The sequence below is a fragment of the Parajatrophihabitans canadensis genome, assembly GCF_053764775.1.
Window position 1 is genome coordinate 5,123,677 of sequence record NZ_CM132445.1, and the last position, 10,844, is coordinate 5,134,520.

Genomic DNA, 10,844 nt, shown 5'->3' on the forward strand with positions numbered 1-10,844 from the left:
GGTGAGGCATCGAATGCAGGTCTTCCGACTCGGTGACCGCGATCGCGGTGTGTCCGAGACCCGGCGGATACTCGCGACTCTCGGCCTTCTGGACAACACCGACCCGGCAACTGAAGACCTGCTCGACGGTGCCACCGAGATGGCGATCAGGGCATTCCAGCAGCGCCGTGGGCTGACCATCGACGGAATAGTCGGCGCAGAGTCGTGGCGAGCGCTCCAGGCCGCTCGCTGGCGCCTCGGCGACCGAACCCTGGCGCACAACGCGACCCAGCCGATGATCGGTGATGATGTAGCCGAACTCCAACGGCAGCTCCTCGAGATCGGCTACAACGCGGGCCGGGCAGATGGCAATTTCGGCCCCAACACCGCACTCGCGCTGCTGTCTTTCCAGCGCGAGCAGGGCCTGCTCGGCGATGGCATCTGCGGCCCCCAGACACTGCGCGCATTGCTCCGGCTCGAAGCCCGCCGGGTCCGGGGTGGCGCGCCCCAGATGTTGCGCGACATGATGGCCGTTGCCGAGGCCGGGCCGAACCTGCTGGGCAAGCGCATCGTCATCGATCCCGGCCACGGCGGCGATGACCGCGGTGTCTCGACGGACCGCAACGGTGACGAGACGTGCGAGGCCGACATCGTCTTCGATCTGGCGACTCGCCTCGAAGGACGTCTCACCGCCCTCGGTGTGACGACCTGGCTGACCCGCGGACGACACGGCGGCCCCGACGACACGGCTCGAGCCAAGTTCGCCAACGCTCAGGGAGCCGACCTGGTGTTGTCACTGCACATCGACGGCTCACCCAGCCCGCACGCGAACGGCGTGGCCACTTATTACTACGGCGCGGGTGAGGTTTCGTCGTCGATCGGCGAGAGATTCGCCGGGCTGGTGCAGCGCGAAGTGGTTGCCCGCACCGGGATGCTGGACGGCCGAACGCATGCCAAGTCCTGGACGATGTTGCTGCTGACCGCGATGCCTACGATCCGGCTCGAGCTCGGTTACCTGACCTCGCCGGTCGACCTGCCCCTACTGGTCGACGGAGCGTTCCGCGACGGGGTGGCCGAAGGGCTGCTGGCGGCGATCCAGCGGCTGTACCTGCCACGGGATCTCGACCCGGCGACCGGCGTCCTGAAGTTGCCCGCCTTCGCAATCTGAGATATCAGCCGTACCGTTTCTGGCTACGCAGCCGAGCTTTCGCGGCTTCCTCGTCGCGGTCCTTCGGCGGCGCCGTGGTCACCAAGGCCTCCAGCAGATGGCGCGTCGTGTGGGCAATGTCGTACACGGCCTCATCGAAAGCAGCCTGATTGGCGGCAGACGGCTTGGTCGTTCCACTGACCTTTCTGACGAACTGCAGGGCGGCGGCGTGAACCTCGTCCTGACTGGCCGGCGGGTCGAAGTTGTGTAGGACGCGAATATTTCGGCACATAACCCAAGCCTGGCACGTGTGGGCAGGTGTGCGCCATCGCAGCAGACCGTTTGTCGGCCGGGTGCCCCGATCGCATCGGGGTCAGAACATCGGTTTCAGCCGACCGGCGTCAGGGACCGTCCGAGATTGCTGCCGAAGATACGCTCGAGGGCGTACTCGACGTCGTAGCGCCACGACACGGTGGACTTCAGCTCCATCCGTAGCCGTGGGTAAGCCGGATGCGGCCGGACGGTCTTGAAGCCGACTGCCCGCAGGTAATCGGCTGGGAGCAGGCAGCCCTTGGAGAGCCTGCCGGTCGATCCGAACGCTTCGAGCGCTTTCACCCCTCGCGGCACAAGCTCAGCCGCGACTGCTTGCGCCAGCATCCGCCCGACACCCGCGGACCGCCACTCCGGCAGCACGTGCGCGTTCATCAACAGCACCGCGTCGCCCGACACCGGGGACGTGGGAAAGGACAGCGACCGCGGGACGAAACCGGGCGGTGCGAACAGGGCAAAGCCCGCCGGAACCCCAGCCATGTAGACGATCTTGCCGCAACTACCCCAGTCGAGCAGGGCCGCGGAGAGCCACGCCTCCTTCTCGAGTATCGCCTCGTCCTTCGGCAGCTCCTGAGAATCGACGACCGGGCCGAGCTCCCAGAACAGGCAAGTGCGGCAAGGCGAGGGAAGGTCGTCGAGATTGTCCAGCGTGAGCGGAACGATTCGACGGGAGGCCGACATGTCTTCTAGCTAAGCCGAAAGTACCGGCCGCTGTCGATGGTAATTCTCGAGAAATGAGCCCAATCGACCGATCGCTTCGGTCAGGTCTTCGGCGTGGGGGAGCGTGACGATGCGAAGGTGATCAGGTGTCGGCCAATTGAAACCCGTTCCCTGGACGAGCAGGACCTGGTGTTCCCTCAAGAAGTCGAGCACGAATTTCTCATCGTCTGATATCGGGTACAGCTCGGGATCGATTTTGGGAAACACGTAGAGCGCGCCCTTGGGTTCGACACAGCTGACCCCGGGAATGGCTCGCAGGGCCTTGACGGCGGCGTCGCGCTGCTCGAGCAATCTGCCACCCGGCAGGATAAGGTCCTTGATCGACTGCCGCCCGCCCAACGCAGTTTGAATTGCATGTTGAGCCGGCACGTTGGCACACAACCTCAGGTTCGCCATCACCGAGAATCCCTCGAGATAGCTCGCCGCGTGTCGTTTGGGGCCCGAGACCACCATCCAGCCAGACCGGAAACCGGCAAGCCGGTACGCCTTAGAAAGCCCATTGAACGTAAGGGTAAACAAGTCCGGGGCAACCGAGGCGAAAGGGATATGGACGGCGTCGCCGTAGAGGATCTTGTCGTAGATCTCATCGGCGAGCACAACCAGCCCGTGCTGACGGGCCAGTTCAGCAATCGCCTGCAACGTCGCGAGCGGGTACACCGCGCCGGTCGGATTGTTCGGGTTGATGACGACGATCGCCTTCGTCCGGTCGGTGATCTTGGCCGCCATGTCGTCGAGGTCCGGCAACCAACCCTCGGCCTCGTCGCACATGTAGTGCACCGCCGTACCACCCGACAACGAAGTTGCTGCTGTCCAAAGGGGAAAGTCCGGCGCGGGGATCAGTACCTCGTCGCCGTCGTTCAGCATCGCCTGCAGAGCCATCATGATGAGCTCGCTGACGCCATTGCCCAGCCAAACATCGTCTACATCGTCCAGGTCCGGCATGCCTCGTTGCTGGTAGTGCTGGACGATGGCAGTACGGGCGGACATCAAGCCCTGCGAATCGGAATAGCCTTCTGCGGTAGGAAGGTTCCGGATCACATCCACCAGGATTTCGTCCGGCGCCGTGAAGCCGAAGGTTGCCGGATTGCCGATGTTCAGCTTCAGAATCCGGTGGCCCTGCTCTTCAAGGCGCTTTGCCTCTTCGAGCACTGGTCCGCGGATGTCATAGGAAACGCCGGCTAGTTTGCTTGACTGGTCGAGTTGCACGGGTCAAGGGTTTCACACCTTGCCATGTTTGCGCTCGCGGATATTCGTCACGAGCGGCTCATAGACAATGTGCACATGGAATTCGCCGAAGTCGTCCGCAAGCGGCGCATGGTTCGCAGCTACCTACCCGAGCGTCCGGTCGACCGCGAGACGATCGACCAACTGCTCGAGTATGCGATCCGAGCACCCTCGGCGGGGTTCAGCCAGGGCTGGCATTTTCTCGTCCTCGAGTCAGCGGAGGACCGCGCGGCGTTCTGGGCCGCAACGACCGAGCCAGGGCGTCCCGCCGATCCATGGCTGCTCGGCATGCAGTCTGCACCCGTCCTGATTCTGGCTCTTTCCGATAAGGACGTTTATCTGAATCGCTACGCCGAACCCGATAAGGGATGGACGGATCGCGACGAGGCGCGCTGGCCGGTGCCGTACTGGGACGTCGATACCGGCATGGCGAGCCTGTTGATCCTGCTGGGGGCCGTCGACGCCGGGCTGGCGAGTTGCTTCTTCGGCGTCCCACCCACCGCTCAGGGAGCCGTACGGGCCGCTCTGGGTGTACCTGCTGGTCTCGGCTTCGTCGGGGTGATCAGCCTCGGCCACTCCGCACCGGATCGACGGTCGCCGTCGTTGAAGCGCGGCCGGCGAGAGTTGGCCGAAGTCGTCACCTACGGTCTGATGGACCCCGTTGGCCGAACAGAATCGGCCGAGCAGAGCTGACCGAGCAGAGCTGACCGAATAGATTCGTAGCGCTGCTCGGCGAACGCTTACCTGCCGGGCGAACGCGCGGGTGTTCTGCGTTTATTCGGCGCTGGCTCTGGGCTTCGTGGCGAGTTGCGGGGCGATGACGGCGACGATGCGTTCGAGGTCATCGATCGATCCGAACTCGACGGTGATCTTGCCCTTGCGCCGACCTAAATCGACTTTCACCCGTGTTTCCAAGACATCCGATAACTTGTTCGCAAGTTCACCGAGAGCTGGCGCCGTGATCCGTGCGGGTGCCACCCTCTTGGCGGCGCGGTTGGCGCTTCCAGCGTTAGCGGCCAACGAGACGAGTTCTTCGGTAGCGCGCACCGATAGCCCTTCCGCCACGATGCGGCCGGCGAGCTCCTCCTGGCTGTCCCGGTCGGCGAGGCCGAGCAGTGCCCGAGCGTGCCCGGCTGAGAGGACGCCAGCAGCTACTCGGCGCTGCACCGGAATCGGCAGGTTCATCAAACGAATCGTGTTGCTGACCTGCGACCGACTTCGTCCAATCCGGCTCGCCAGTTCGTCATGGGTCGCGCCGAATTCCTCGAGAAGCTGCTGATACGCCGCCGCCTCTTCCAGCGGGTTCAGCTGGGCGCGATGGATGTTCTCCAACAAGGCATCGCGCAACATCGCATCGTCTGCGGTGTCGCGGACGATAGCCGGGATCTTCGCCAGGCCCGCCGCGATGGACGCACGAAGGCGGCGCTCACCCATCACCAGCTCATAGCCGTCCGGCCGAGCCCGGACCACGATCGGCTGCAGCACGCCGAACTCCTTGATCGAGTGCGTCAACTCGATAAGCGCTTCTTCGTCGAAAACGGTTCGCGGCTGCTTCGGATTCGTCTTGATCTCATCCGGACGTATCTCGCGGAGGGTAGCGCCGGGCACCGGAGCCGGGTCGAAGTAGAAATCGGTAGCCGACGACGCGGCGATGGAAGCAACTGAAGGCACTCGATTGACAATCTTCACCCCGGCACCTGAGGGCGCCGTTGCCGGAGATGCCCCCTTCTCAGCGGGCGTCCCCTCTACAGGCTGGCTATGACTTGACATAACCGACGGTGATCCTGGCGTGGACCCGTTCGCGTCGGCTACCTCAGTACCCTCCCCGTCCTCCACCGGTGCGGGACCGGTCGGGATGAGTGCTCCGAGGCCTCGACCGAGACCGCCGCGACGCTGCTTGCCAGTCATTACTCTCCACTCGCCGACGTAGAACCACTCTGACCCGCATTTGATTGCTCAGCACCTCGAGCGGCCAACTCCCGCGCAGCTTCGAGGTATCCAATTGCTCCCCGTGAGCCGGCGTCATAGGTCATGACGGTCTGGCCGTAGCCGGGTGCCTCAGACACTCGCACATTACGCGGGATGACTGACTGGATGACCTTCGGTCCGAAGTGGTTCCGCACTTCGTCTGCGACCTGGTCCGCGAGCTTGGTCCGGCTGTCGTACATGGTCAGTAGGACGGTTGTTACTTCGAGCGTCGAGTTGAGTTGAGTCTTTACGAGCTCAACGGTGTTGAGAAGTTGAGCGAGGCCCTCGAGGGCGTAGTACTCGCACTGAATCGGGATCAGGATCTCCCGTGCCGCGACTAAGGCGTTCAAGGTGAGCAAACCAAGCGTCGGTGGGCAATCGATCAGGATGTAATCGACCTCCTCGCGATACTCGGCAACGGCGCGCCGCAAGCGGTGTTCGCGAGCCACTTGCGACGCCAGTTCGATATCGGCACCTGCGAGGTCGATGGTGGCCGGAACGCAGCGCAGCGTCGGAGCGACCTCAACAACAGCAGATACCTCAGCTAGCGTCGCACCGCCTAATAGAACGTCATAGACGGACGGAGTACCTACGCTGTGGTCGACTCCAAGCGCCGTGCTTGCGTTCCCCTGCGGGTCCAGGTCGATGAGCAGAACTCGAAGGCCGTGCTGCGCGAGTGCGACCGCGATATTTACGGCCGTTGTCGTCTTACCGACGCCGCCTTTCTGATTCGCGATCGTGAGAATGCGACGCTCCGGCGGACGGGGCCACACCTCCTGTCGCACGTTGCGGACATGCACTGCCTGCATGGCCTCGCGCTCAATAGGTGATGTTTCACGTGAAACATGCGCCGTGCTGCCGTCTTCGGAGTCCAGAATCGAGGAGAGGTGGTCCGTCACCAGCTCGCCAGCGTTACCCGGAGTCTCAGTGGCTGATGTTTCACGTGAAACATTGAATGCCGGGTCAGCTTTCGGCGACTGCTGCGGGCTTGATGTTTCACGTGAAACGTCAAACGCGGGATCAGCTGTAGGCAGCTCCTGGTCGGCCGATGTTTCACGTGAAACCTCGCTAAGGGTGCCGCGGGTCTGCGTCACCGTGGACCACCCGTCTGTGTCGTCTCTGACGTCAGTGATGACCCGTGGGGCAGCGCCGGGGGAGCCGTCTTTCACCACCGAGATCTCTTCGGAAGCGCCGTCCGAAGTATTGTCGGCAAGCTCTGGCCTGGCGTCGTGTGTTTCACGTGAAACATCGATCGCTGCCTCATCAGGCATGCAGTCACCTCATCATCGGTCTTACAGATTTGCATCGGGTACCGCGACTAACGACGGACTAGGTGCACGACCCTAGTGGGCGGATCCACCAGGCCCTGCCCGCACTCCTGAACACCGACAACCTCCGCGGGGTACTTCCTCAGAACCGCCGCGTGCTGTACCAACTCGTCCTCCGCAGTTGCGCCTTTGAGGGCTAGCAGGCTCCCGCCGTGCACGAGAAGCGGAAATGACCACCGAACTAACTTGTCCAGTGGAGCCACGGCGCGAGCAGTTACGAACGGTGTTGAACCTACCGCCTTGACCACCGCCGCGTCCTCTGCCCGACCTCGAATCACACGCACGCGATCGCCGAGATTCAAGTCTGCGACGACCTCGTCCAAGAAGTCGGTACGACGCTGCAATGATTCGATCAGATCGACCCGTAGGTCCGTCCGAACGCAAGCGATGGCTAACCCGGGCAGACCAGCCCCGGTGCCGATATCAACGACTCTGGCATCGCGGGGGAGCAGCTCGCTCACGGCCACTGAGTTCAGGATGTGGCGATCCCAAAGGCGCGGAACCTCACGAGGACCGATAAGGCCACGAAGCGTCCCTGCTCCGGCCAACCAGTTCGCATAGCGCATCAAGACCTGCATCGTCGCCGCCCCGAAGCGTTCCGCAACGACTTCGGGCGGAGCCGGGGTTACCGGCTCCGCCCGAGTCTCGCGGTCCACAGCGGTGACGCGGTCACCGCCATCGGTGACGAAGTCACCGTCGTTCATCGTGCGGGCAGAACCACAACCCGGCGGGAGGGCTCTTCGCCTTCAGACTCGCTCACGACGCCGTCGATCGCAGAGATCGCATCGTGCACAACCTTGCGCTCAAACGGGTTCATCGGCGCCAAACGCTCTGAGTCGCCCGAACTGACAACCTTCTCAGCGGCCTGCTGCGCCAACGCGGTCAGCTCCTCACGGCGAGCTCGGCGATGCCCGGAGACGTCCAGCATCAAGCGGCTTCGAACGCCGGTCTGCTGCTGGACGGCCAGCCGGGTCAGCTCCTGCAACGCGTCCAAGGTGGCGCCGTTCTGACCGATGAGTGGCTGCAGATCTGAACCGACGATGGCAACCATCGCACGGCCGTTCTCGACATCGAGGTCGATGTCGCCGTCATAGTCGACGATGTCGAGAAGGCGCTCGAGGTAATCAGCAGCGATGTCACCCTCGCGCACCAGAAGCGATCCGCCCTCTTCGGGCTCGTCATCATCCAAGGCCTCATCAGAATCAGACTCAGCAACAGACTGAGAATCAGACTGGGCATCGGACGCTAGGGGAACATCGGACTCGGCGGTCAACTCGGCGGGGTTCAAGTCAGTGCCGTCCTCCGAGGCGTGCTCGGACAGGCTGGTTTCAGTGTCGGTCATTGCGGTTCCTTATCTAGCTGGGCCGCCGGGTATCCGGCCTGGCACCACGTACAGGTATCGGGAGAGGGGGAGACCGCCCGGTCAACGCCTCTTCTTGCTGGGCGAGCGCTTGTTCGCAGGTCGATTGGCCGTACTGCGCGGGGGTCTATTAGCGGGCCGATTCGCACCGGAACCGTTACCTGAGGCATTGCCCGACGCTTTATCGGCACTCGGTGTCACAGCAACATCATCGTCTGACTCGGTGCCACTCGCCGCTGAAGAATCGTCTGCCGGCGTCGCGCCGTTCAACGGCGGCTTCACGGTCGACCGGTTGTTCTTCTGGTTGACGGGCTTTGCCCCCACTTTCGGTGCGAGGCTGCGACCCACCTCGTTCTGCGGGCCGGCGGCGTTAGCCGTCACGGTGCCCGGGTGCGGGTGGAACCTGAAGATGTAGAACTGCTGACCCATGGTCCAGAGGTTCGAGGTGAACCAGTAAAGGAGGACACCCAGCGGGAAGATGAAACCGGAAACCACGACGGAGATCGGGATACCGACCTGCATCAGCTTCTGGATCACCGCGGCCTGGCCTTCGGCTGGCGTCGGTGCGTTCCGGATGACGGCGCGCTGCGTGATGAAGGTGGCCGCCGCACTGATCACGACGAGGACGAACGTCACGATTCGTGTAGCGGTGACGTCTCCACCGAGTTGCAGGATCTTGTCCGCGGACTCGTGCAGCGAGGCGGCTAGTGGCGCGCCGAACAACTTCGCGTGGGACGCATCGTGAGTCTGCTGCTCGGTGAAGCCGTACAGACTTAGCCCTGGGTCGCCCGGCTTGAGGTTGATCGAGTTCGACATGTGTTTGAGCACATGGAACAAGGCAATAAAGATCGGAATCTGCAGGAACATCGGCAGGCAGCCGGAGATCGGGTTGAATCCCTCAGACTGCTGCAGCGCCATCATTTCGCGCTGGAGCGTGGCCTTATCGCCCTTGTGCTTCTCCTGCAGCTTCTTGATCTTCGGCTGCATTTCTTGCATGCGTCGCTGGTAGTGAACCTGCTTGACGAAGAACCGGAACAACAGCAGGCGCGCCGTAACCACCAGCATGATGATGGACAGCGCCCACGTCAGGCCGCCTTGCTTGTCCATCCCGAGGAAGGTGAACAGCTGGTACCAGCGCAGCAGTACCCATGAGACAGCGGTATATAGGGGATCCAGCATCAACCAGCCTGTTCTAGGAGATTCACATATTCCGACGAATCGGCACGGTTATCAGTTCCGACAGTTGCGCCCGAGGATGCCACTGCGGTGGCGTGCCCTGCCTTCGCAGGCGAAGCAGTGGGAGCTTTGGGAGCTTTGGGAGCTGAAGCCTCGGGAGCCGGATCAGGCACGGGGTCGTAACCGCCACTATGAAACGGATGACAACGCGCTATACGTCGAGCACCAAGCCAACTACCGCGGATCAACCCATGGACGGCGATCGCCTCGGCGGTGTACGCACTGCAGCTTGGCAGATAACGACAGGACGGCGGCCGGCGTGAACTCCAGCCGGCCTGATAGGCCTGGATCAACAGCAAGCCCAACCGTGCCGCGGGGCTGATCCTTCGGGTGGTCGTGGATTCGGAACTCGCTGAGGAATCCGTCGACACACCAGAAGTAGTCATCGTTGCGCCACGAGGCGAGACAACGCCTTGTTCAAATCGCGACCGAGCGCAGCCGAGGTCGCCGGGCCTGACTCTGGCAACGCTCGCACCACCAATCGAGATCCAGCGGGTATCTGGTCGAGGCGCTGGCTGAGCTGTGCGCGCAATCGACGAGAAACTTGATGTCTGAGGACGCTCGCGCCAACAGTCTTGCCGACGATCAATCCGACCTTCGCCGGTGCCGCTGAGGAATCAGCAGCAATCGGATCGCCAACAGCTCGGTCAGCTCGAAGGCTAACGCTGGCATCGTCCAGCAAGTACACGACGACACTGCCGCAACGAGTTCGGCGCCCACGGCGCGTCACTGCGGTGAAATCCGACGAAGACCGCATCCGGTGCGGAGCGGGCAACACGGTCGAACCGCCGTCGGCTAGTCCTGGCCGGCCTATGCCGACAGTTCGGTGCGGCCCTTACGGCGACGCGCTGAAAGGATGCCGCGACCGGCGCGGGTACGCATCCGAAGGCGGAAACCGTGGGTCTTCGCCCGACGGCGATTATTCGGTTGGAAGGTCCGCTTGCTCACGGTCTCGCTCCATCACATCAAGTAGGCATCAGCACCCCGGGTGGGACGAGAGGCGCTGCTGGCCGTGGGTGGCCACGTCACATTCGGTGCGCCGCAAGAATGAGCGGCACACGGAAGGTCAACGGTACGGATCGGACCCCACCGCGGTCAAACTGCGGGTCCCTTCCGATGCACCCGCACCACCTGGCCCAGGGTGATGGCTCAGGGTGATCCAGCAGGACAGCACGAGCAAGATCACATCACCGACCTGAAGGTCGACCTGCACCCGAGCTGCTAAGGCATCGATGGTCCGATCGACCCAGAACACGGGTCATACATCACCCGAATTGTCGGCACCTTAGTGGTCCTTCACTCTACCGAGTCGCCGACACGCCGATTGCGCCCTTCGATCGCCTCAAATTCGTCCCACCCTGCATTGTGGATAACCCCGGGTCGCTGTTACGTTGTCCGCTCGAACTAAATGCGCTGCGGGTTCCGCTCACGACAACGCATCGAGGTTCCGGGGTAGTGATGTTCCACGTCGCTCAGGCGTCGTGGCTATCTCCGGGACCCTCCACACCCTGTGGATAACGATGTGGATGATCCGTAGGGTGGCCGGTAAAAT

General features: G+C 62.9%; 13 protein-coding genes. 2 read left to right on the forward strand and 11 right to left on the reverse strand.

Going from position 1 to position 10,844, the window contains the following annotated elements:
• Nucleotides 1-13: 13 nt before the first annotated feature.
• Nucleotides 14-1,147 carry an N-acetylmuramoyl-L-alanine amidase gene (locus tag ACSMXN_RS24590; protein ID WP_022915125.1) on the forward strand — a complete coding sequence of 378 codons (1,134 nt, stop codon included), beginning with the start codon at nt 14-16 and terminating at the stop codon, nt 1,145-1,147.
• A gap of 4 nt (nt 1,148-1,151) precedes the next feature.
• Here the strand turns inward: ACSMXN_RS24590 and ACSMXN_RS24595 are convergent, their stop codons facing one another.
• The 3 genes from ACSMXN_RS24595 to ACSMXN_RS24605 all read right to left on the reverse strand — a co-directional run bounded on the left by ACSMXN_RS24595 (nt 1,152) and on the right by ACSMXN_RS24605 (nt 3,382).
• On the reverse strand, nt 1,152-1,418 hold the full coding sequence (locus ACSMXN_RS24595) for a DUF2277 domain-containing protein (RefSeq protein WP_022915126.1): 267 nt from the start codon (nt 1,416-1,418) through the stop codon (nt 1,152-1,154).
• Nucleotides 1,419-1,513: 95 nt separating this feature from the next.
• Nucleotides 1,514-2,137, reverse strand: coding sequence for a GNAT family N-acetyltransferase (locus tag ACSMXN_RS24600; RefSeq protein ID WP_022915127.1), 624 nt, complete (start codon nt 2,135-2,137; stop codon nt 1,514-1,516).
• Between the two features lie 9 nt (nt 2,138-2,146).
• Nucleotides 2,147-3,382, reverse strand: coding sequence for a pyridoxal phosphate-dependent aminotransferase (locus ACSMXN_RS24605; RefSeq protein WP_022915128.1), 1,236 nt, complete (start codon nt 3,380-3,382; stop codon nt 2,147-2,149).
• 75 nt (nt 3,383-3,457) lie between these two features.
• Here ACSMXN_RS24605 and ACSMXN_RS24610 point away from each other — a divergent pair, with 75 nt between their 5' ends.
• Nucleotides 3,458-4,093 (forward strand): nitroreductase family protein, encoded by a 636-nt coding sequence (locus tag ACSMXN_RS24610; protein ID WP_051149037.1) that lies wholly within the window; start codon nt 3,458-3,460, stop codon nt 4,091-4,093.
• Nucleotides 4,094-4,174: 81 nt separating this feature from the next.
• On the opposite strand, the gene ACSMXN_RS24615 is transcribed toward ACSMXN_RS24610, so the two are convergent.
• From ACSMXN_RS24615 to rpmH, 8 genes are all read right to left on the reverse strand, one after another.
• On the reverse strand, nt 4,175-5,308 hold the full coding sequence (locus ACSMXN_RS24615; protein ID WP_022915130.1) for a ParB/RepB/Spo0J family partition protein: 1,134 nt from the start codon (nt 5,306-5,308) through the stop codon (nt 4,175-4,177).
• Nucleotides 5,308-6,639 carry a ParA family protein gene (locus tag ACSMXN_RS24620; RefSeq protein WP_022915131.1) on the reverse strand — a complete coding sequence of 444 codons (1,332 nt, stop codon included), beginning with the start codon at nt 6,637-6,639 and terminating at the stop codon, nt 5,308-5,310. Before ACSMXN_RS24620 ends, ACSMXN_RS24615 begins: the two co-directional genes overlap by 1 nt.
• Nucleotides 6,640-6,686: 47 nt before the next feature.
• Complete coding sequence (rsmG, locus tag ACSMXN_RS24625; RefSeq protein WP_022915132.1) at nt 6,687-7,400, reverse strand: 16S rRNA (guanine(527)-N(7))-methyltransferase RsmG; 714 nt, start codon at nt 7,398-7,400, stop codon at nt 6,687-6,689.
• Complete coding sequence (locus tag ACSMXN_RS24630; protein WP_022915133.1) at nt 7,397-8,038, reverse strand: Jag family protein; 642 nt, start codon at nt 8,036-8,038, stop codon at nt 7,397-7,399. The genes rsmG and ACSMXN_RS24630 overlap by 4 nt, the downstream gene beginning before the upstream one ends.
• Nucleotides 8,039-8,119: 81 nt before the next feature.
• Nucleotides 8,120-9,235: a membrane protein insertase YidC gene (gene yidC, locus ACSMXN_RS24635; RefSeq protein ID WP_022915134.1), complete on the reverse strand. Its 1,116-nt coding sequence runs from the start codon at nt 9,233-9,235 to the stop codon at nt 8,120-8,122.
• The gene (gene yidD, locus ACSMXN_RS24640; protein ID WP_081649317.1) at nt 9,235-9,678 is read right to left on the reverse strand and encodes a membrane protein insertion efficiency factor YidD; all 444 of its coding nucleotides are present in this window, start codon (nt 9,676-9,678) and stop codon (nt 9,235-9,237) included. Before yidD ends, yidC begins: the two co-directional genes overlap by 1 nt.
• The gene (gene rnpA / locus ACSMXN_RS24645; RefSeq protein WP_022915135.1) at nt 9,675-10,070 is read right to left on the reverse strand and encodes a ribonuclease P protein component; all 396 of its coding nucleotides are present in this window, start codon (nt 10,068-10,070) and stop codon (nt 9,675-9,677) included. The genes yidD and rnpA overlap by 4 nt, the downstream gene beginning before the upstream one ends.
• Before the next feature lie 32 nt (nt 10,071-10,102).
• Nucleotides 10,103-10,240, reverse strand: coding sequence for a 50S ribosomal protein L34 (gene rpmH, locus ACSMXN_RS24650; protein WP_081649318.1), 138 nt, complete (start codon nt 10,238-10,240; stop codon nt 10,103-10,105).
• Between the last annotated feature and the right edge of the window lie 604 nt (nt 10,241-10,844).

Excerpts from the sequence above, each read along its gene's own strand:
- ACSMXN_RS24590 (WP_022915125.1), top strand. The coding sequence starts at position 14 with ATGCAGGTCTTCCGACTCGGTGACCGCGATCGCGGTGTGTCCGAGACC.
- ACSMXN_RS24595 (WP_022915126.1), bottom strand. The coding sequence starts at position 1,418 with ATGTGCCGAAATATTCGCGTCCTACACAACTTCGACCCGCCGGCCAGT.
- ACSMXN_RS24600 (WP_022915127.1), bottom strand. The coding sequence starts at position 2,137 with ATGTCGGCCTCCCGTCGAATCGTTCCGCTCACGCTGGACAATCTCGAC.
- ACSMXN_RS24610 (WP_051149037.1), top strand. The coding sequence starts at position 3,458 with ATGGAATTCGCCGAAGTCGTCCGCAAGCGGCGCATGGTTCGCAGCTAC.
- ACSMXN_RS24615 (WP_022915130.1), bottom strand. The coding sequence starts at position 5,308 with ATGACTGGCAAGCAGCGTCGCGGCGGTCTCGGTCGAGGCCTCGGAGCA.
- ACSMXN_RS24620 (WP_022915131.1), bottom strand. The coding sequence starts at position 6,639 with ATGCCTGATGAGGCAGCGATCGATGTTTCACGTGAAACACACGACGCC.
- rsmG (WP_022915132.1), bottom strand. The coding sequence starts at position 7,400 with ATGAACGACGGTGACTTCGTCACCGATGGCGGTGACCGCGTCACCGCT.
- ACSMXN_RS24630 (WP_022915133.1), bottom strand. The coding sequence starts at position 8,038 with ATGACCGACACTGAAACCAGCCTGTCCGAGCACGCCTCGGAGGACGGC.
- yidC (WP_022915134.1), bottom strand. The coding sequence starts at position 9,235 with ATGCTGGATCCCCTATATACCGCTGTCTCATGGGTACTGCTGCGCTGG.
- yidD (WP_081649317.1), bottom strand. The coding sequence starts at position 9,678 with ATGACTACTTCTGGTGTGTCGACGGATTCCTCAGCGAGTTCCGAATCC.